The sequence below is a fragment of the Bacillota bacterium genome, assembly GCA_012518215.1.
Lineage (GTDB): Bacteria > Bacillota > Dethiobacteria > DTU022 > PWGO01 > JAAYSV01.
Map to the genome: position 1 here is coordinate 43091 of JAAYSV010000008.1, position 21739 is coordinate 64829.

The 21739-nt window shown below is 49.8% G+C and carries 18 protein-coding genes and 1 tRNA gene; 5 read left to right on the forward strand and 14 right to left on the reverse strand.

From position 1 onward, the window contains the following. Positions 1–2: 2 nt before the first annotated feature. From GX364_01440 to GX364_01465, 6 genes are all read right to left on the reverse strand, one after another. The gene (locus GX364_01440; GenBank protein ID NLI69517.1) at positions 3–1112 is read right to left on the reverse strand and encodes a 2-hydroxyacyl-CoA dehydratase; all 1110 of its coding nucleotides are present in this window, start codon (positions 1110–1112) and stop codon (positions 3–5) included. Next, positions 1096–2874, reverse strand: coding sequence for a hypothetical protein (locus GX364_01445; GenBank protein NLI69518.1), 1779 nt, complete (start codon positions 2872–2874; stop codon positions 1096–1098). The genes GX364_01440 and GX364_01445 overlap by 17 nt, the downstream gene beginning before the upstream one ends. Before the next feature lie 37 nt (positions 2875–2911). Further along, a complete protein-coding gene (locus tag GX364_01450; GenBank protein NLI69519.1) occupies positions 2912–3583 on the reverse strand; it encodes a hypothetical protein in 672 nt (223 codons plus the stop codon). Between the two features lie 21 nt (positions 3584–3604). After that, a complete protein-coding gene (locus GX364_01455) occupies positions 3605–4873 on the reverse strand; it encodes an acyl-CoA/acyl-ACP dehydrogenase (protein ID NLI69520.1) in 1269 nt (422 codons plus the stop codon). Positions 4874–4889: 16 nt separating this feature from the next. Beyond that, a complete protein-coding gene (locus GX364_01460; protein ID NLI69521.1) occupies positions 4890–6140 on the reverse strand; it encodes an acyl-CoA dehydrogenase in 1251 nt (416 codons plus the stop codon). A 319-nt stretch (positions 6141–6459) separates the two neighbouring features. Next, complete coding sequence (locus tag GX364_01465) at positions 6460–7425, reverse strand: P1 family peptidase (protein ID NLI69522.1); 966 nt, start codon at positions 7423–7425, stop codon at positions 6460–6462. 554 nt (positions 7426–7979) lie between these two features. Here GX364_01465 and GX364_01470 point away from each other — a divergent pair. After that, positions 7980–8165, forward strand: coding sequence for a DUF2752 domain-containing protein (locus tag GX364_01470; protein ID NLI69523.1), 186 nt, complete (start codon positions 7980–7982; stop codon positions 8163–8165). Here GX364_01470 and GX364_01475 read toward each other — a convergent pair. The 4 genes from GX364_01475 to GX364_01490 form a co-directional block, all read right to left on the reverse strand. Beyond that, positions 8153–9067: an NAD-dependent epimerase/dehydratase family protein gene (locus GX364_01475; protein ID NLI69524.1), complete on the reverse strand. Its 915-nt coding sequence runs from the start codon at positions 9065–9067 to the stop codon at positions 8153–8155. The two genes, GX364_01470 and GX364_01475, sit on opposite strands and share 13 nt — an antisense overlap. Further along, entirely contained in the window at positions 9064–9924 is an 861-nt protein-coding gene (locus GX364_01480; GenBank protein NLI69525.1) for an acyltransferase family protein, read from the reverse strand. The genes GX364_01475 and GX364_01480 overlap by 4 nt, the downstream gene beginning before the upstream one ends. A 691-nt stretch (positions 9925–10615) precedes the next feature. Further along, positions 10616–11725: a KamA family radical SAM protein gene (locus tag GX364_01485; GenBank protein ID NLI69526.1), complete on the reverse strand. Its 1110-nt coding sequence runs from the start codon at positions 11723–11725 to the stop codon at positions 10616–10618. A gap of 570 nt (positions 11726–12295) precedes the next feature. Continuing rightward, on the reverse strand, positions 12296–13729 hold the full coding sequence (locus GX364_01490) for an amidase (GenBank protein NLI69527.1): 1434 nt from the start codon (positions 13727–13729) through the stop codon (positions 12296–12298). A 283-nt stretch (positions 13730–14012) separates the two neighbouring features. On the opposite strand from GX364_01490, the gene GX364_01495 reads away from it, so the two are divergent. The 4 genes from GX364_01495 to GX364_01510 all read left to right on the forward strand — a co-directional run bounded on the left by GX364_01495 (position 14013) and on the right by GX364_01510 (position 17771). Next, on the forward strand, positions 14013–15071 hold the full coding sequence (locus tag GX364_01495; GenBank protein ID NLI69528.1) for a polyprenyl synthetase family protein: 1059 nt from the start codon (positions 14013–14015) through the stop codon (positions 15069–15071). Between the two features lie 164 nt (positions 15072–15235). Then, the gene (locus tag GX364_01500) at positions 15236–15568 is read left to right on the forward strand and encodes an SCP2 sterol-binding domain-containing protein (protein NLI69529.1); all 333 of its coding nucleotides are present in this window, start codon (positions 15236–15238) and stop codon (positions 15566–15568) included. A gap of 271 nt (positions 15569–15839) precedes the next feature. Then, positions 15840–17228, forward strand: a complete 1389-nt coding sequence (locus tag GX364_01505) for an MATE family efflux transporter (protein ID NLI69530.1) — start codon at positions 15840–15842, stop codon at positions 17226–17228. Between the two features lie 219 nt (positions 17229–17447). Then, positions 17448–17771: an SCP2 sterol-binding domain-containing protein gene (locus GX364_01510; protein NLI69531.1), complete on the forward strand. Its 324-nt coding sequence runs from the start codon at positions 17448–17450 to the stop codon at positions 17769–17771. 65 nt (positions 17772–17836) lie between these two features. Here the strand turns inward: GX364_01510 and GX364_01515 are convergent, their stop codons facing one another. From GX364_01515 to GX364_01530, 4 genes are all read right to left on the reverse strand, one after another. After that, the gene (locus tag GX364_01515) at positions 17837–18043 is read right to left on the reverse strand and encodes a hypothetical protein (protein NLI69532.1); all 207 of its coding nucleotides are present in this window, start codon (positions 18041–18043) and stop codon (positions 17837–17839) included. A 140-nt stretch (positions 18044–18183) separates the two neighbouring features. Continuing rightward, positions 18184–18268: transfer RNA gene (locus tag GX364_01520), tRNA-Leu, on the reverse strand. A 163-nt stretch (positions 18269–18431) separates the two neighbouring features. Next, positions 18432–20426, reverse strand: a complete 1995-nt coding sequence (gene tkt / locus GX364_01525; protein NLI69533.1) for a transketolase — start codon at positions 20424–20426, stop codon at positions 18432–18434. A 149-nt stretch (positions 20427–20575) separates the two neighbouring features. Continuing rightward, a complete protein-coding gene (locus tag GX364_01530; GenBank protein ID NLI69534.1) occupies positions 20576–21688 on the reverse strand; it encodes an aminotransferase class I/II-fold pyridoxal phosphate-dependent enzyme in 1113 nt (370 codons plus the stop codon). Positions 21689–21739 lie beyond the last annotated feature (51 nt).

Here is a 21739-nt window from a genome sequence, read left to right on the forward strand (position 1 = left end):
AATCACCTCTCTATCCTTTCCAGGAAAGCCTGGACCCTGGTTTTTAGCCGCCCGATATCGGCGGTGGCACCATATTCCTTCTCCAGAATCAACACCGGAATGCCCTTTTTTTCCAGATCAAGGCGCAGCTTGACATTTTCTATACCGTGCAGATCACAGAATTTATTGTGAAACAGGATAGCCCCCTCGGATCGAGATTTTTCGATCATCTCCATGATGTAATTCTCACGTGCATAAAAATCGAGAAACATGCGGGGACAGAGCAGATTCAGAAGATATGTTTCAGCCAACCTTCTCAGGGGAACATCGGAAACAGCCTCCCGGCGAAAGAGACGGGTCCCGAAACAGAACGAATCGGCAACCATGATCCCCCCCAGATCCTCAAGTTCAGAAATAAGACCAATTTCATCGGTAGCAGCACCCCCCATAAAAAGGCGGGCACGGCATTCAAGCGGTTTGCGATGAGGTAGTTTTTCCATGAAATCATCGATCAACTGTTCAAATTCATCTGCCGGCAGTGATCCTTCCGCCACCGACAAAGACATCACCTCACTGCCCGGAATCTTCACCTCGCTGTTCCAGCGGCTCATGTAGATTTTGCGCATTTTGTCCGCGATTCTGTCTTGCTGTTCGATGGCTGACATGATCTCTTGCTCACCGATGGCAACGTTGAAATGATCTTGCAGCGCAACAACAAGAAGTTCCAACTCGCCGGTAAGCCACTCCAGCGAATCTTCATCTTTCTGATGCGGGACGCGCAAGTAATAAAAAAATTCCCGTGGCGATACATGCTGCCAGTTTTCGAACATGCCACGCAAATGATCGCAACCGTTGGTTTCGATGATTCCATCCAGGAATTCGTATGTGCCATCCATTCCAAGCTGCAGGCAAGCACGGCAGAAGCCACAGTTGAACCGTGAAAGATATGCATCGGCCATATCCGTCTCGCCACTTGCCAGGGCCTTGATGCGATAGGGGATGATTCCGGCTGCATCCAGAATTTCACGGGGGGTGGCCAGGCAGGTATAACCGACAATTTTCCGGCCTTCTTCCCGCGCTTTTTTTATCCGGCTATTCTCGATTACCGTTACCAACTCATGTAGAATGTCCACCAGACACTGTACCTCCTTTCACTTTTTTGCCGCTGTTTTTGCGCAACGTTCCTTTGATCAACCCGCGTACCAGTGCATACAGGGATTTCATGATTGATTTGGACAACGGCGGGTTTGCAGAAAGAGCAACGGATATCTGGTTGGAGGTGTTCAATATGGCATCCGATACCTCTTGCTGGTCGATCTGTGCCGCGAATATCGCCAGCGCTTCTTGTGAATTTTCCGTGTACATTCTGGGATTTCGGTTGTAAGCCCTCAGTATAGAATTGACCATCTTGCCCGCTTCTTCGGGCGACAATAGATCCCAGATGCTTTCTTTCTCCAGAAAGGCAACAGATTGGGCTACCATTGTCTGGGCAAGGGTTCCAAGTTCCTTCTTGTCCACCGTCCGGTAAACAGATGATAAAGTTTTTTCGATAATGTCAGGATGTGGTACAAGCACCTGATTTACAAGGCGTATAACAGCGGTAACCAGCAGTCCCGTTTCCTTGAAATCCAGGTTTTTCGTCCATTCCAGATAGATCTGTTGGTAAAAATCTTCGGGTAATTGCCCCAGCTTGGCGACCAGATAACCGGATCCCTGCATCAGCGCATTGAAAGCGGAAATCAGAACCGGAGCACCTTTCTGCAGCAGTTCCGGCCTTTCCAGTATTGCATCGGTAATAACCGGGATCATGATTTCCAGATCCTCGGACAGGGCTGTAAATGCATCCATGATCTGCGTCTCATCAATTTCTCTGACAATTTCCTGTACAAGGTTTTGAAAGACTGCCCGGAAACGTGGTTCATCCCCGCCCAGTACCGAGCTACCTTCATGCAAGCCGTTGATAAAACGTGAAAGACCATTCACCAGTTTCCCGATTTCCTTGACCTCAAGATTGTCGATCAAATTGAAAATGGCACTGGCGAGGATCTCCGGGGGGAAATCGATCTCCGCAATACCGTGAGCGATCCCTTTCAGGAGGTTATTGATGACGGGTGGCAAGGCGGTTAAAACATTGGCAAAGATGACAGGATCGGTAACGATGGTTCCTATGGCGCTTTCAATAACCGGATAATTTGTCTTTGCCCGCCGGGTCAAGGTGTCACGGATGACCCCGAAATCCATCGTCTGCATGGTTTCCTGCAATACATCGGTCGTTTTTTCCTGCCAGGCGGAGATACTTGCCTCATCCTTGCCCGCCGCCGCCCCCATCCATCTGAACAGAGACGTGATACCCGCAGCAAGGGCCTGCGGGTCTGGATGAAAACCTTCCGGAGACAATTCTTGCATTTCTTCCCGTCTCATGGAGGCAGCGTTCAAAAAATCGGCCAGCATGTACATCAAGGCATTCAGTGCCTCGAAACCACCCGTTTTTATATTTTGCCTTCTTTCCGCATCCTCCCAGATCAAAGTTTTCAACAGCGGCGCATAGGTCTCGGGAAGGGCCTTCAGCGCCTCCCTGTCAATTTTCGCCGCCATCTCGGTAACAAATTGTTGCAGCAACTCGGGCGGAACATGGTGCAATTGAATCCCTATTTCATCCAGAAAAGCAAGTAAAATATTTATGTCCTGGGGCAGTCCTCCCAGCATGCCGAATGAAAAGGCAGCGTCTTCCCAGAGAAGGGTTCTGGCCAATTCCCGTGCCGATTCCGGATCCTTTGCATCAACAGACAATGCAGCCAGATCCTTGAACATGGGCGTCCGGAGCAATTGTCTCATTATCCGGGGGCCAGCACTTATTTCACCGGTTTTTCCCGGTTTGAACCTTTTTTCTTCCATAAACATGTCTCCTCCTTTCCCTTACATCAATTTATTGTCAATTGTCCACCGCATGGCGGAAAGCTTCTACCAATGGCTTGCATACATGTTCCACAAAATCCGGGTTTTTCTTCAAGGATGCTTCGATCATCGACGAGAGCCCATCCACAAGTTTGCGAGTTTCGGAATCCTTTTTTTTGGCTTCTTTGCCCAGAAAATGTATCTGCTCGTATAGAAAAGGTTCGACCAGGTTGAATAAAAAAAATATGGCACTTTCGCCTTTTCGCCCCATCTCTCCACCTACCCGGGAAAAAAGAGCCGAAACTGATCTTTTCAGCAACCCATCAGGAAGGCTGCAAACATTGCGTACCAACTCGAAAGTTGAATCCATGGCCAGACCCAAAGTCTGGCCATCAATACGTTCCAGCAGCCCGGACAAAAACCTGTCCAGCAGCAATGGCGGATATTTCCCCAGCTGCTCCATTATCTCCTTGCTGCCCAGAATGGCGATGTTGACCAGATCCGGAACTGTCCCCAGAACTGACATGGATAACTCCGTATCTTCCCACATCAAGGTTCGCACCAGCCGGGGGACTGAACCCGTGTCGATGGAATTGATGATGATTTTCAACGCCGCCTTGAAGCGCGGTGTTTTTAACAACTCCTCCAATACCCTGTTCAAAGCTTCGATCAAGCCTGATTGTAATTTTTTTTCATCAGCATCTTTCATCCAGATTACCAACCTTTGTCTTCAAAGTGTTTTACTGTTGAAAAACAGCCGCGCCGTTTCCATCTGGCAGAGCTGTTTCCCCCCCATCCATAGCTGGACAATCTTCAGGTCCCTCCAGTGCTTTTCGATATCCCAGTTACGATCACTTCCATACGATTCCATCAGATTCATGGCCTTGCCTACACTCTCCATGGCACGATCACAGGCAAAATATTTGTAGGCACGCCCCTTGGCTACTACTTCATCATCCCAGCGTGCCCCGTACAGATCGGGACGATCAAGCATGCGGGCATATTGATATCCAATGATCCTGATAATTTCTATATCCCTGGCTATGTCCGCCAGAACACCGGCGATAGCATCATGCTCTTTCAGGGGCAGCCCTTTGAAATAATGCGAATTGGAGAATTCATACAGTCTTTCGTAAACATTCATCATGGCACCACTGACAAATGAAATGCTGCCCATGTTTCCGAAAGAGATAACTTCTTTAAAATAAAGGTAATCATCTCCCGGCCCACAAGCCCGGTAATAAGCCGGAACACGGACATCCTCGAACCAGATGTCCCCGTTCATATCGGCGGCCATACCTGCCTTCTGGTAAGGCCCCCCCTGGGTAACCCCCGGGGTGTCAGCCGGCACGAAGATAAAAGCAAAATCCTTCAGGTCGGTTGATCCGGTATTGGTACTGCAGACCACCCCGAACAGATTTGCTATACCCCCGCTGTTGGTTGGCCATAACTTGTGCCCGTTGATAACCCATTCATCACCTTCCAGCACGGCTGAAGTCTCGATGGTGCTGCCCTTGATTATGTCCATGTTTTCTATATCAGCGCCCCCTTGCGGTTCAGTCATGGCATTGGCAGCAAAAACAGCTTTGTCGGTTTCACAGAACAGAGGTGCAAATTCCTCGCAAAGCCGACGGTTTACATGGGGTTCATTGCAGATCATGGTCAACGGCCAGTACACTACACCAAGGGCCACCGCCATGGCAGAATCTGCACGGGCCACCTCTTCAAACAAGCGGTAAGAGGCAGTTGCAGTATACTGGGAATGTCCCAAACCCCATCCCCCCAGATCTTCCGGGAACAATACCCGTTGTACACCCAGCACACCCATCAGCCGATCAAATGCGGGTCCTATTATTTTATGCTCCTCCCAATCCTCATCGAATTTACGCCGATAGGGGATCACTTCATTTTCCGCCCAATCCCTGACAACCTTCCCCAGCAGCTCATCAAGGGGGGAAAGGTACTCGAGCGGCCTGGTAAAAATGTCAGTGAGATTCATCTTTGATCTCTCCCTCTTATAAAGTTTTGCAGTTGTAAAAGTAGCGGGCCAGATCCATCTTCAGTAATTCCCAGTTGCCAAGATACACCTGCATGGTCTTTACATCCCGCCAGTAACGTTCAAGGTTCCACTCGGTAGCATATCCTGCAGAGCCCATCAATTCCATGATGTTGTTGATGGATTTCTCTGCAGAGCTGCTGACATGGGCAAAAATACCAAGCGCGGTTGCAAACAAGCTTTCGTCCGTGGTGTAACGAGTATCATCCGGTTGGGCAAGCAAATTTGCCAGTTGATGAACCAGGAGGCGGCTTAACAATATCTGGTGACCTATTTCAGCCATGAGGGAAGCTGTCAAGGGGTTTTCCTTGAATATGCAGCCCCGCCCTTTGATCACCCGTGTGTCCCCCCATTCTCTTATAATCTCGAAAGCAGACAGTAGAGATCCCACCGTAACCGCCCCCGCCCCCATATAAAGCCAGGAAAGCATCTTTAAATAGGGGGCTTCACCACGAAAAACGAGGTTATCCGTTTCCACCTCAACATCTTCAAAATCTATATCAGCATTCACGCTTGCCGCCAGGCCAGTCTTCAAAAATGGTTGGCCCCTTTTGATCCCCTTGCAATCAGCCGGGACAATAAAAAATGCCGGTTTCTCCCCTCCCTCTCCCTCCACCGCACACAGTATTCCAAAAATATGGGCATCCGCTCCCGAGTTGAGAGGCCTCATTCCATTGCCAGAAATTATCCATCGGTCCCCCTCCTTTCGGGCGGAAGCCTGCAAGCACCTGCCCCGGAAATTGAAAGGTGTTTGCTCTTTTTCTTCCCTCCCGTAAGCCGGAAGTATCAGGGATCCCAAAACTACCCGATCGCCCTGACAACATGAAGACGCAAGTTTCTTGCAGAGTGGATCATTCAATGTTGATTGAAAAGCAAAAGTACTGTAAATGGCAAAAGTAGAAGCGGTAACGAACCCTATACCGGTGTCCGCACTGCCTATTTTTTCCAACGACAGGGCAAGCGTAGGGGCGATTTGCGAACTGTTATGTCCAGCGCCACCGTATTTTTCTTCCCATACCATTTTCTGCATTTCTATATCCAGATACAGTTTTTTCATCGCCGGCCTCAACAGCTTTTCTACGTTTTCTTTCAGTTCCAACCTCTTGCCCATAACCTCCGCATTTGCCCACTTCTCAAGGCTTCTGGCCAGAGAAAGGTCAGCGTCTTCGGCCTTTTCTATTGGAAACAACATCGTTTCTTGGGCACTCATCTGGTCCCTCCCCCATTGATAAATATGTTATGAATGAATCTCGATAGTGCAAAACATACGGTTCAATTTTTCCTGTCTCCTGGACAGGAAATGTAAAAGACAACCCTCCCTGTTTCCGAATATTATATATTTTCTGACAATTGTGTATATTCGATAATTCTACATATTGCCATAATTTCCTTCTTTTTAATAAAATATATTATTATTTAATAACCTATTTGTGATTTCAGCAGGTTATGACTGATTTTAGGTTTTAATTCTTTCTTTTACCGCTGTCTGTAAGGGTTTTATGAAGACTTTGTGCGTATTGTTTCTGGAGTTACTTGCAGAGGTCCGAAACAGATTTTATGTTGCAAAGGGATGTTGCAGAACGTACCGCTCGTAAAATTGATATTTCCACGGCACGAACCGCCAGCAAGCCCACGGTATCGGGATTCGCATCGATCTTACAGGTAGACAGGGCAAAGATGGTATCGCCATCGTACAGTGTATGCGCCGGGCGGACCACGCGCCCAATACCATTTTGCGCCACCATCGCCAACCTGTTGGCCCCCGATTTGGAAAGGTTGGCATTGGTGATTACCGCACCGATAATGGTGTTTCCATTCGCCATTCGAGGTCCACGATCACACAATTCAACAAACATCCGCTCGGTGTCAGCAAAAGTTAACCCGTCATCATCAAGGGCACCGGCTACAATCTTGCCCGTGGCAGGATCAACAACATCCCCCAGGCAATTGACAGCCATGATCGCTCCCACATCGAGTTCACCCGCCCTGAAACAACAGGTTCCGATCCCACCCTTCATGGCCTGTTTCATTCCCAAAAATTTGCCGACCGTGGCACCTGTCCCCGCCCCAACATTGCCTTCCCGGCATTCATTGTCCGATGCATTCTTGCATGCCTGGTACCCCATTTCTTTCCCCGGCCTGATACGGAAGTCGCCGATATGCAGATCAAAAAGCACGGCACCAACCACGATGGGAACCGTGGTCACACCCACATTATATCCACAATTTCGTTCCTCAAGATAGCTCATCACCCCCGCGGAAGCATCAAGGCCAAAGGCACTGCCGCCAGCAAGCAGAATGCCATGTGTCTCGCCAACCAGATTCATGGGATTCAGAAGATCGGTCTCCCTCGTACCCGGGGATCCCCCCCGGACATCGACCCCACCACACCCACCCTTTTCGCAGAGAATAACAGTGCAACCTGTAGCTGCTTCCACATCCTGGGCATGTCCAATTTTTATACCCTCTATATCCACCAGTTTTATTATTTCCATCACATATCTCCCGAAACCTTGTTTGTTTTTTACGAAACAGCTGCTTTTTTTATAATAATGTACCATGCAGCTGCATCGCAAGCCCGAAATTGAATTTTAATTTTTGCTGTTTCAAAGCTTTACAAATTATGTTATTATATTATCAGCCAGTTTATCAGGCATAGTTGATCATGTACATAACTGTGGTGAGGTGAAAGATAGTGTCGATAATCATGTTTCCCAGGGAGTTCATATGGATGGTCGATCTGAAGATGGACCCAAGACAGGGCTTGATCACAAGAACCAGAGAAAACATCGAAGCTTCCAACACCATGCTTGAAAGAAACACCGCTGCGCGTCGTAGCCGTTACAAGATTGATGCCAGGGCTTGAAATTTCCATTTCCAGATCTCTTTGAAAATTGGGGGTTTGCTTCAACATGCAAATCAGGGTTGAAGGGAAATGATGCCCTCATCGTGGAACCGCAATTCCTTCCCCCGACACGCTCATTCATGTCCAAAGCGGAGCAAAATTTGCCGCCCGGCAGAAAGAGACTGGCTGACCGCAGTTTTTTCGTTGCAGGAATCAAAATTTACCCTATTTCTTTTTTTGAGTCAAATATTTCCCATCTGTATATTCAAGAACCTTGCCGGGATCGAATGCCCCGGCTGCGGCATTTTACCCTCTGACGAACCGAGGATTATTTCCCGGGCAAGCGCATATTGCGACATCTTGATACAAGATGCTGATCAAACCCCGTAACGAAAGGCTTTCAAGGTCTGGTTCTCGTCATGTTGATGCATGAACCCGGTTGCCTGCCTGAATTTCTTGTCGTCGATGATGACCGAATATTTGATATGATTGATTGAATTGGCAAATATCCTGGAATATCCAAAGCGTTCCAGGAACGAGGGATACCACCTCTGGGGAATGGGTATTGCTATTTTTCCGGCCCTGTCAATCAGGGCCGAAAGGGGTAGCGGTTGTGGCCCCGCTATGTTGTAAACCCCGTGCAGTTCTGCCTCCATGGCTGTCATGATAGCGCGGGTGTGGTCATCCTCATGCATGAACTGGAACAGCGGATCGAAACCCAGTACGGTCGGCACACCCGGCCCCTTCAAAAATCGCGATAATACCCCCCTTCGTGAGGGGCCAAGCGTATATACCATACGCAGCAGAATGATATCGAGGTCCGGATAACGCCACAAAGCTTGCGAAGCATAAAGATCGGCCATAAAAAGATCATTCAATCTGGGAAAGGTAAGTCCACCGAAGGGAGGGTCATCCTCGCTACAGTACATGGATGTATCGGGTGCAGCACCATAAACCATATGATTGCTGACAAAAACAACCTGCTTCGCATTGTAATTGTTGCTGTATTCAAAAACAGCCCGGGTGCTTTCCAGATTGACCCTGTATCTCCGGTCATAATCCTGGGAGGATCTGGCTGCCGAGGCAATGTATATTACAGTATCCGGACGACCGGTACGGAATACTTCTTCCGCCGACCTTCTGCGTATATCGGCACGGGTGATTTCTATCCCTTCCGGAACGTCTGGCCAGGACCGGACATCCAGGCCAAGAACATCATAACCCTGGTTCAACATTTTTTCCGCAAGCCTGCGGCCCACGGCCGTGGAAATCCCGACAATCAGCGCTTTCATGGTTGTTCCATCTCCTCCACCCTGTTCTTTAGCCCCGTTGCAATCAAATCCTCGACCCTTTCTTTTACCGATTCCACTTTTTTTTCAATGTCTTCATTGTCCCCTACCCCCTCGAAATACATGGGCTCCCCGAAATATATCTGGCAAGGCACGGGTAAGGGAAGAGGGAGTATATAAGGCGTGATGGGAAAATAGGGTGCTCCCAGCAAATTCCCCAGTTTCCTGGCATGCATTATGGTGGGAATCGCTTCTTCCCCGCCGATAAAGGCAAAGGGTACCACCGGGGCTCCGGTTTTCAGGGCAAGGCGCATGAAGCCGCTGGTGAAATTCACCAGATTGTAACGGTCTTTGTACAATTTGCCTATGCCGCGGATACCTTCGGGGAAAATCAACAATACCCGGCCTTCGTTCAACAGGCGTTCTGCCTGCTCACGAACTCCTGTAACCTGGCCCAAACGTATGAGCAGCGGTGAAACAATGGGCATCTTCTGGGCAAACCTATCGACCATACCTACGGGATAACGCGGCGGATCATGGTCAACGATCATGGACATCACGGTCATCGCCCCATCCACGGGGATACCCCCCGAATGATTCCCCACCAGCATCACGGGCCCCTCGTCGGGAACATTTTCTATGCCAATGGCCTTGACCCTGAAATAGTGCCTGTACAGCCATTTCATGGCGGGGTACAGCATTTTAAGGTAATTGCGCGACACACCGTAGGGATCGATGCCATCCTTGTTCAGGGAAAGATCAACCTTCTCGAGCAAATCATTGCATTCCTGAATATCATCATAGACGCCGGCCACTATCCCTCTGATCAGATTTAGCAATTCACCCAGCGTGTCTTCCATCGTTGTTCTCTCTCCTGTTGATGAAATTTGTACCATGCTTGTACGGGTATGTTCTTCTTTTTTTCGCAGCCGTTTCACTGTATTGATCCAATTTGTTTGCCCCGTCATCATACATGGAAAGTGTCATGCTGTCTGCCAGGCTTGATTCATGTATGATTTATTTCGGGCGGGCTGCAGTTCAAAGAATGTCAAGATGTTTTTCCGTCTGTCAACCTTTATTATATCTCAATACATGCCAGTTACCAATAGGCGAAAATGAACATGATGGCGTGAACCAATCATGAGCAAAAATGGGAGAACCTCGCAAGTTTCAATTCACTTTTTTGTCTATCCAATCGTTGGTAGTTTCTCTGGTGAAAACCGAAGCCTCCCTGTAGTAACGGCATATTCCCCCTGCATTCATCGCCGTATCACCGGGTGTAACTTCTGTGCCATCTCCGGATAAAAATAAGCGGCAGACAGTGAACGTGCACTGCCTGCCGTTTGTAGTTCGGAATCAGCTTTCAAGGTATACATCGATCCTTGTCATGCTGCCTGCCAATGGCATTGTCAATTGTCTCACACCGGAAAAACAGCCAATGCCAATCCGGCATTCGCTGGAAAGAGCACCCCCGGCACCGTCCGGCTCTTCACCGGAAAGCGCAAATCCTTCCGCCTGTTTGTTCCCGTTCCAGGCCGGCATCCCCAACCCTTATTTCATGGGCTGCAGGTCAGCATCAAGCCAGTTGGCCTCGTCATCAATGGGCCGCAGGAACAGCGCATCAGATTCATCCACGTTCTTGCTCTGATGACGCCTGAATACAAATTGTGTGTCGGTTTTGCCCACCACCTCGATCTTGCCTTCCACATGGGCCATCGCGTAACGGAAACCTTTGGCGATACCATTCAGTCTTTTACGAGCCCGTGTCAATATTTCAATTCCTCTGGCCAGGGGCACCTGGAAGTGTTTGCAATGTTTGACGGGTCGGCATTGAAAAATGTAATAGGGATGCACACCGCAAGCCACCAGGCCATCCAGAAGTTCCACCAGTGTATCCGGATCGTCATTGACACCTTGCAGCAATACCCCTTGATTTCTGAGGGTACTGCCACTTTGTTTCAGTGCAGAAATAGCCCTTTTCGCTTCTTCCGTCAATTCCCGGGGGTGATTGAACTGGGTGACAACTACTATTTCCCTGGTCTGGCCGTAATTCTTGAGAATGGTCAGAAATTCTTGATCGAGGTATATGCGCTGGGGAAAAACCACGGGAACCCTGGAACCAAATCGGATGAATTTCAAATGTTCAATAGCACCCAGACGACGCAGATAATCTTCAATAACCTCGTTACTCAAGGTAAAGGGATCGCCGCCGGAAATGAGTACGTTTTTTATTTCTTCATGTTCGCGGATATACTCAACCGCATCTTCCATTCTTCTGTTAATCTCATCTTCCGAATATCCCACCATTCTTTTGCGGAAACAATGGCGGCAATAGGCGTAACAAATATTTGTGGACAATACCAACGCCGTGGGCCCGTACTTGTGTTGCAACCCGGGTATTTTGGTGTTGTAACTTTCTCCGCTGGTGTCGTATTCCCCCGCTTCATTCAGTTCCTGTTCATCGGGAATACATAGTTTTCTAACAGGATCGCCCTCGTCCGACCAATCGATCAGGTCCAGGTAATATCTTGTCACCCGCATGGGATGCCGTGCACAGACCAACATCAACCTTTCTTTCTGTTCAGGCGGAAGATGAAATTCCTTTTCCAATTCTTCCACACTGGCCACACTTTCTTTCAGCAATTCACTCCAAACAGCCATACCGATCACTCCACATATTTTAAGGACCCTGCGCCTTGATGTGATCAAGTAAAAGCATTATACCGGTTGGCTCTTCCGACAGAGAAAAAATAGAAGTACGATGATCCTTGCCTTTGATAGTCAGATCTACTGAAAAACAGCCCTCGCCTTTCAACGGGGGGTTTGAAAATGACAACGTGCCCGGGATGTCACTCGAATTGGTTCCTGCGGTATCAACCGGTATACGCTTCTATTGTTCTTTATTCAAAAATAAATTTGCGACGCAAAACAATCCCTTTTTTCCCCGCTACATGATATAGTTCAACAAAACTGACCCAAACCCTGCAAAAATACGACCATTTTCTGTTGGGCAAATTCTGGCATGCCATCCATAAATCGCTTCATGTCCCCGAAAAGCTTGAAGAAACCGATGAGAAGATTGCAGTTTATGCTTGTGAATTTACCCCGGCCGGGACCGCGGGCGTACCGGTAAAACCTGTAGCTTCACCGGAAACAGGCCTGTTTTTTCAGGCACTCCGGGAGTATGTACAGGAATTTATACAGCCCCCGGCATCGGCAAGGGCGAAATTGTTATTCCCGGTCCTGGATACGACGCCAGGGCTGTGCCGCCTCGAGCTCGAAGGCAAGTTCAAGCAAAGTACGTTCGTCGCCCTCCCTGGCCGCCAGCTGGATACCGATAGGCAGATCGCCTGCCGAATGCCCCAGGGGCAGCGAGATGGCCGGCGAACCCGAAGCATTGTTGGGCGGAGTGAAATTCATGAAATTGATGACGCGCACGATCAGTTCCTCGTAAGGGACACCGGGATTCAACCACCCCAGGGGCGGTGGCACAGTGCCGACGGTAGGTGATATCACCACGTCATGATCATCAAAAAAGTGGGCATAGCTCTCACGGGAGCGCCGCAGACGAAGCGCAGCGCCGGGTAATTTACCCAAGCGAGCAAGCCCCATTTTCGCAAGGCTCTTCGACATATCATTCAGACGGTTGGCATCGAATCCCCGCCCGAAGAGTACAGGCCCCAGCTTTGCGATACCGAGAGCCAACCCCCCGTAATAGGTCAGGAAATCGGAAATGAATTCCTCATCCAGGGGGATGGTAGCATGCTCCACGCGGTGGCCGAGACTCTCCAGCAGTTCTGCTGCCTTTTCCACGGCAGCGCGGGTTTCCCTGTCCGTGGGCTCTTCGGTGATGGAATCAACGATCATACCGATACGCAGGCGCCGCTTGCCCGGGCCTTCCACTTTCCCCACAGGCTTCAGCTTGGTGTTGCGGTAGTAACGCTCCGCCTCCGCGAGGAAGAAAGCCGTGTCGCGCACGCTGCGCGTGAGCACCCCTTCGTATACGATATTCACGGGCAGGAAGCGCCCGACCTCGGCATTCACCAGGCGATTGCGAGTTACTTTCAAGCCCACCACACCACAGCAGGCGGCAGGAATGCGTATGGAACCACCGCCGTCCTCGCCGTGAGCCAGGGGTAAAGCCCCCGTGGCCACCAGTACGGCAGAGCCGGCCGAGGAGCCTCCGGAAGAAAAACCGGGATTCCAGGGATTGTGCACCGCCGGTTCGTTCTGGAATTCTCCTGAAGGTATGAGCCCGAACTCGGGCAGGCGGCTCTTGCCCAGGATGATAGGGCCCTGAGCCAGCAACTGGCGGGTGAAAGCACTGTGTTTCCTGGCAGGTGCCACGTTTTGCAGCGCCTCGGAGCCGTTCCGGGTAGGCAATCCAGCCACATCGATATCGTCCTTTATCATGGTGGGCACACCGCCGAAAGGCCCCTTCGGCGGCCGCTGAGCCTCTTTCCGTGCCCGCTCGTAATCCCTTGTAGCCACTACATTCAGCAGTGGATCGATACTTTCAATGCGGGCGATTGCCGCATCCACTGCTTCTGCAGCACTGATTTCACCTTTCGCAATGCATTCTGCCACTCCCGTGGCATCCATCTCGCCCAGAGCATCATCGCGGAAAGCATGCACCCTGGCATTGTCTTTAACTACCCCAGACATAACCTTCACCCCCAAGGCAAATGTTCTTCATTCTACGGGATAATTATAGCAATACCTGGTAATGAACGTCAAACCCCCAACCCGGGGAGACGGTTTCAACCTACTTCAGGAAAAAAGAAAGAACCCCGCAATTTTCAACACACTTTTTTATCTATTGTATTTTGATAGCTTCCCTGATGGGGGTACACGGGAGGTATGAATTGAAACCTCGAATCGATGCCAGTCGCTTCCGAAAACCATCCCGGTATAATTGATTTCAACCGGGAAAATAATAATAAGGTATATGATGAACATCAGAAACAAATTCAGATATGAAACAAATTCAATCCAGCCTGGCCAGCTGGCTGACATCGTCCCCGGCCTGGACAAAGTGCAGAACCTGCTTGGCACTACCCTGTGCTCCAGGGTTCCATCACTGCAAAAGGCCCTCTCCCATAGCCGGCAAGTTCCGGGCAAGATGATCCGCCCGGCTCTGGTGATTCTTTCTTCCCTGCTTTTTTCCGGAAATGAAACCAGGCCCGTTTTCAATGAGTCCGATGTGGTGATCGAGGTGGCAACCGCCGCGGAACTTATCCATTCCGCCTCCCTTATCCATGACGATATCATTGACAATGCGTCTCTCCGCAGGGGAATCCCCGCCGTTCATGTGGTCTTCGGTAAAACACCGGCAGTACAGGTCGGCAATTTCTACCTGGCCAAAGCATTTCATCTCTTGCAAAAAAACAAAAAAGCCAATATCCTGACGTTGATGAATAAAGCCGTTTCCCTGATGTGCCAGGGTGAATCCGAACAGCTTGAAAAATGCTTTGACTGCAACCTGAGCGAGAAGGAATACCGGGCCCGGAATTTTAAAAAGACTTCCATCCTGCTGGCCGCTTGCTGCGAGGCGGGCGCACTTGCTGTGGGTATCAAGGATGAAAAACAACTTGGGCATCTCCGTTCCTTTGGTAAATGTCTGGGCCATGCCTTTCAGATCGTTGATGATATATTGGACTTCATAGCTCACCCCCGTGATCTGGGAAAACCGGTAACCAACGACTTCAAACAAGGGAATGTGACCCTGCCCCTTATTTACATGCTCAGGAAAAAACATTACCGAAAAATTATTGCTACGATGATAGATTCGGGCGATGTGTCTTCAAAAAGAAATATTCTCAGAAAAATGGTTATCGGAAGCGGTGCTTTGAAATACTCTCTTGATGAAGCAGACAGGGCAATTGCTGCCGCATACTTGAATTTGAACAGTTTTGCTCCTTCAATTTACAAAGATTGTTTGCAGTTGATAATGGAAAAAATCCCTGAAAAGATAAAAACCTTTATGTTGTCAAACCAGGGAAGATAGAAAGGTTTCAAAGATGATCGATATGGGAATATTTCCAATATTCCATATTGACAAAATTTTGTAATTAAATTATAATCGCCTTTGGGAAATATTTTAATTGCTTAAGTAATCAATTATCCGTGATTGATTGCTTGAGTAAATATTCTAAAAGGAGGTTTGCCTATATGACTTATGAAGAAATCCTTGTTGACATCAAGAAACAAGTGGGGGAAGCCGACCCGGCAAAGATCAAGGGTGTTGATGCGGTATTCCAATTTGAACTTACCGGTGACAACGGCGGAACTTTCCATGCCGTGGTGGCGGAAGGCAAAGCGGATATCGTAGATGCTGTTCATGACAGCCCCAACGTCACCATCATCCTGTCAACGGACGTCCTGGCAGATTTGATGGATGGAAAACTTAACCCCACATCCGCTTTCATGGCCGGAAAACTGAAAGTAAAAGGTGATATGGCCCTGGCCATGAAACTGCAGGCCCTCATCGGCTCTGCCAGATAGCTGTTTTTGAATATGATTTGTGTGCAAAAAGGAAACCCTGTCACAGGGTTTCCTTTTTTATCTTCCACCCCCATGTTTATCATTTATCCTTCCATCATGGAAAAAATGTCATTTCCCGCTTTCAGGTTTGTATCTGTTTTGGGAAAAACCGGGTAGAGGGGAAGGTATTACCCGGTGGCATTTTTTCTTCAGGCCCAACTCTTTATGTACAATTATTTGAATGTCTTCAGTTTCTAGGATATAATTTCCCCTGTGAAAGGATCCTACGAACGTGGAAAAACTACTTCATCTCGACCGGGACAAAATATACCAGGATCTGTGGCGTCTGTCATGGCCGGTTATGACTTTTATGGTGTTCCAGACCACCCTGGAACTGGTAGATCTGTACTGGGTTGGTTACCTGGGCACGGATGCCGTAGCGGCACTTTCCCTTTCCAACGGCCTTTTCTGGATGTTGTTTACCTTCTCGGATATAATAACTATCTCGACCCTCGCTCTGGTCGCACGCTACCGCGGCGCCGATGATGCTGGCAACGTGGCTGTGGTAGCGCGTCACAGTTTCTGGCTGGCCACCTTCATCTCGGTAGCAGTAACCGTACTGATTCTTGCTCTGGGCAATACCTTCATTTCCCTTTACAGGGTCGATATGGAAGTACACGGAATGGCTGTAACTTACCTCGATGTTATCGGCATCAGCATGCTCTTTGCTTATCCCGGCATGGCCATGGGTGCTACCTTGCAAGGAGTCGGCGATACCCGCACCCCCATGGTTATCCTGGTGATAACCAATATCGTCAATATCATCCTCGATCCCATCCTGATCTTCGGATTGGCCGGAGCGCCCGAAATGGGCATTCTGGGTGCCGCTCTTGCTACATTGCTGGCCCGGGTTGTCGGCTTCCTGTTGATGTTCTATATCTTGCTTAGCGGCAAGATCTCTTCCAGCAGGCTCAGGGTAGCAGGGCTTTTGAAATGGAAATTTCAGCTTTCCTATTTCAAGAGAATCATCGAGATCGGACTGCCGGCCTTCACCCAAACCCTCACCCGTCCCCTCACCGGCCTGATCCTGATGTGGCTGGTCGCTTTTTTCGGAACTTCGGCTATAGCCGCCTACGGCATCGGGCTGCGGCTGCTGGGTTTTGCCTTTATTCTTCTTTCGGGCCTGACGGTGGGTACCTCCACCATGATCGGTCAGAGCCTCGGCGCAAATTTGCACTCCCTCACCAGGGAAATCATCCGCAAGGCCATGCTGCTTAGCCTGATCGTTCAGGCGGTCATAACCTGCCTTTTCTTCTTTGCCGCCCCGGCCGTGGTGGGGCTCTTTACCAAAGATCCCGAAGCCTTTCAGCTTGGAGTCAGTTATCTGAGAATAATCTCCGCATGCATGATACCGATGGGCCCCTTTCATATTATTGACGCCGTATTCAAGGGTTCCGGTTATACGGTGCCCCCGATGGTCAGCGCCCTGGTATCCAATTTTGTGATCAAACTGCCCGCCGCATATATCATGGCCTTGCCGCTCAACCTGGGTATCGATGGTATCTGGTGGGCGATCAGCATATCAGTGGTCACCGAACTTTTTATCCTGTGGCCCTGGTATCGCCAAGGCGGTTGGTCCCGTCGCGAAATACGGGTCGGCACCCTCGGTACAGCGGAATAAAGCCCACTTCCTGCATCCCTGTCGATGACCCGTTCAGACCTTGGCTTCCTCGATGGATTCAACCATGTAATTGAACTATCTGCAGATATTATCGATTTTTGTTGTTGACAAAAAATTATGAATCTATTATAATTTCGATTGGAACTAATTAAACAGGTTAAGTAATTGATGAATTATATTGATTGCTTGGCCAAAAAATTTTAAAGGAGGTTTTGTTTAATGGCTTTTGCAGATATCCTGAGCGCCATCAAGCAAAAAGTAGGAGAAGCGGATCCGGCAAAAATCAAGGGCGTTGACGCTGTATTCCAATTTGATCTTTCCGGTGACAACGGCGGTGTTTTTCATGCCGTGGTGGCAGAAGGGGAAGCTGAAATCGTGGACGCTCCCCATGACAGCCCCAACGTGACCATTATTTTGTCCGCAGAAGATTTTGAAAAAATGATGGAAGGGCAACTCAATGCCACTTCCGCCTTCATGGCTGGCAAACTGAAAGTCAAAGGCGACATGTCTCTGGCCATGAAGCTGCAAGCACTCATTGGCTAGGTTGTAGTTACATAATGTGCCAAACCTGATAATACCCCCTTCTACACAAAAACCGTGGGCGTTTGTCAGGATGTGGAAAGAGAAATGATACGAAACGGCAGATAGTGGGAATCCATTGTCTGCCGTTTGTTGTTCATCGTTCTGCGCAAAAAATATTCCAGACAGAAAAGTCGCAAAGGATCGGAAAGAAAACCGGCAGCGGGAAATGTAAAGTCCTGCCGCCATTTTTTGTATGTACCGGTTTTGCTGCGCTCTCCACGGGGACAAGCCATATAACCCTGAAATGTTATGGAGTGGAGGAAAACGAAAAGAAATTGTGTATCCACCGATCAAAAGCAAAAAGCCCGCTCTTGCGAGTGGGCTTCCGCTGCTTGCCAGATAATTTGTTTGTACGAAATGTTGCCCAAGGCAATGGTGTCGGGAGGGGGACTTGAACCCCCACGGTATAAACCACACGCCCCTCAAACGTGCGCGTCTGCCGATTCCGCCACCCCGACATGTAATATAACGCCTGCACGCTTATAATAACAAATATGGCCGCTTTTTTCAAGGACAATTCATGTACAACTTGCTTCATCGTTTGTCAAAGGAGGCCCGCCCGCAGGAGGCAGGCCCATCCTTCTCGTTCATTGCTTCAACATGATCACTGCTATTTCCATATCATGACAGTGTCATCATTTTCAGTGCTTGCTCGACGATATTGTCAACGGTGAAGCCCATCGTCTCGAGCAGCAACCCGCCCGGAGCGGATTGACCGAAATCGTTCATGCCGATAACACGCCCCTCGTCGCCGACAAAAGGTTCCCATCCAAGGGGCAGAGCTGCCTCGATGGCCAGGCGTTTTTTTGCCTCTTCCGGAAGTACAAATTCCCGGTATTCCTCGGTTTGCATGGCAAACAATTCAAAGCTCATCATGCTTACCACCCGTGCATCAATATTCTTTCCTGCCAGTATCTCTCGGGCCTCGAGGGCCAGGTGCAGCTCCGAACCGCTGGCAATCAGTACAAGATCCGGGGTTTCCCCTTTCTCCTTTTTCAATATATAGGCACCTTTCAAGGCTTCTTCTCCTGTACCGGAAAGCTGTGGCAGTCCCTGACGTGAGAGTATCAATGCGCAGGGGCCATCCTTTTTTTCTACCGCCAGGAGCCAGGCCATGGCCGTCTCCCGGCCATCAGCCGGCCTCAAAACGGTGAGATTGGGTATGGAACGTAAATTCGAGAGTTGCTCGATCGGCTGATGGGTAGGGCCATCTTCACCCACGGCGATACTATCATGCGAAAAGACATAGGTTAGCGGAATGCCCATCAGGGCCGCCAGCCTGATCGAGGGTTTCATGTAGTCACAAAAAACCATGAACGTAGAACCGAAGGCCCGCAGGCCGCCATGAAGTACCAGACCGGACAGTATTCCCGCCATGGCATGCTCTCTGATACCAAAATAAATGTTATTTCCTTCCGGGCTTTCAGGTTGAAATACGCCCCGGTCATGGAGAAATGTCTGAACCGAAGCATTGAGATCGGCGGAGCCGCCCATCAAATTGGGAAGATGACCGGCCAGAACTTGCATGATCCGGCCCGAAGCGGCGCGGGTGGCCGCCGGTTCGTCAAAATTCATCTGCTTCAATTCTACTTCCATTTCGGCAGGAAACTCTCCCGAAAACCAGTCGTCGAGTTGCGCGGCGAGTTCCGGAAAATCGTGACGATACGCTTTTTCAAGTTTGTCCCAATCTGCTTTTTCCGCGGAGAGCTTGCGGGCCAGCCCCCTGAAATGTTCCCGCACTTCATCGGGAACAAGGAAAGAAGGCTCCGCCGGCCAGCCCAGATTTTCCTTGGTCAAACGGACTTCTTCTTCGCCCAGGGGAGCACCGTGAGCAGCGGATTTTCCCTGTTTGTTTGGACTTCCAAAACCGATTTCCGTGCGTATTTTAATCAACGAGGGGCGATCCCGGTCCTTTTTACATTCATCGATAGCCGCTGCCACCGCATCGATATCGTTTCCGTCCTTGACGTTGACCACCTGCCAACCGCATGCTTTGAAACGGCCTTCAATGTCTTCCGTGAAAGACAGGTCGGTGGAACCATCGATGGTGATTTTGTTGTCATCATACAGGCAGATCAATTTGCCCAACTTCAGGTGCCCGGCCAGTGAAGCGGCTTCATAGGCGATTCCTTCCATCAGGCAACCATCACCAACATAGCAGTATGTGTAATGGTCCATGATCGGGAATCCGGGACGATTGAATTCCGCCGCCAGCCTTTTCTCCGCCATGGCCATGCCCACAGCGTTGGCAAACCCCTGGCCCAGCGGGCCGGTGGTCGTCTCTACACCGACGGTGTGACCATATTCCGGGTGGCCGGGGGTCTTGCTGCCCAGCTGCCTGAAATCCTTGATGTCTTCCAGTGAAAGATCATATTCAAAAAGATGCAGCAAGGCATAGAGCAGGGCCGAACCATGGCCGGCGGATAAAACAAAACGGTCTCGATTTATCCAGCGGTCGTCCTGTGGACTGTGTTTCAAAAAACGGGACCAGAGCGTGTAGGCCATGGGTGCACCACCCATGGGCAACCCGGGATGCCCCGAGCGGGCCTTTTCAATGGCATCGACAGCCAGAAAACGAATTGTGTTGACAGCAAGTTCCTCGATATTTTTTGTCATATCTACACCCCTTATTGTTATGTTATCGGTAGTTTTATCTGTTTTATTCTATCATACTGTTTTGCATTGCGCCCGGGCATGTCCTTCCGTGATGGCCCGGGGAACCCGCGGGGAACCGATTGAAAAACTTTTGTGGCCTGGTCAGCTTCTCACTGCAGTTCCAAAGCATCCTTGAAACAGGATATCACCCTGTCCTGCTGCTCGTCGGTCAAGCCCGATCCCGATGGCAGGCAGAGCCCCCTGGCAAAAAGTTGGTCGGCAACGTAATTTCCGGATTCGTGGGGATAGGATCGACATTCTTTGAATATCGGTTGCCGATGCATGGGTTTCCAAACGGGGCGTATTTCAATGTTATGCCGATCCATATGATCGATAATTTGTGAACGCCTGGATGCCGATGTTCCGGGTTCTAGCAGGAGGGCAGTCAGCCATCTTGTGGAACGTCCCGATGAAGCTTCGGGCATGAATTCTATGCCTTTCATGCCCGAGAGGGCCCGGCAATATCGCTCGAAAATGGCACGCCTCCTGTCCACTCTTTCTTCCAGAACTCCAAGTTGGCCTCTTCCCACCCCGGCAAGGATATTGCTCAGTCGATAATTGTACCCCATCTCCCGATGCTGGTAATGCTCGGCCGGTTCCCGGGCCTGGCTGGCAAGGAAACGCGCTTTTTCCAACGCCTCGAGATCATCGGAGATGAGCATCCCCCCACCCGAGGTTGTAATTATTTTGTTTCCATTGAATGAAAACACACCGAACTTGCCGTATGTTCCGCTAGCTTTACCTCGATAGGTGGCGCCCAATGATTCGGCCGCATCCTCGATAACCGGGATCCCGTACCGATCGCATATCTCCATGATCGACTTCATGTCCGCGCTCTGCCCGTACAGATGAACGACAATCACTGCACGGGGCAAGACCCCCGTTTTTTTGGCTTCGTCAAAAGCTTTTTCCAGCGCCCGGGGGGACATGTTCCATGTCTGTTTCTCGGAATCTATGAATACCGGTTCAGCGTTCATGTAAAGAATGGGGTTCGTGCTACCGATGAAGGTCAAGGACGAACAAAAAACTGTATCACCGGGCTCGACCCCGGCCAGAATCAAGGCCAGGTGCAAGGCTGCGGTCCCCGATACGAGGGCCACAGCCCCCTCAACACCGACAGCCGCAGCAACTTCCCGTTCGAATGCATCCACGTTGGGCCCCAGTGGGGCAATCCAGTTCGATGCGAACGCTTCGTCGATAAATTTCTGCTCTTCCCCGCTCATATGGGGCGGCGAAAGAAAAATGCGGCTCTCCGTCAATTGACAATTCCTCGT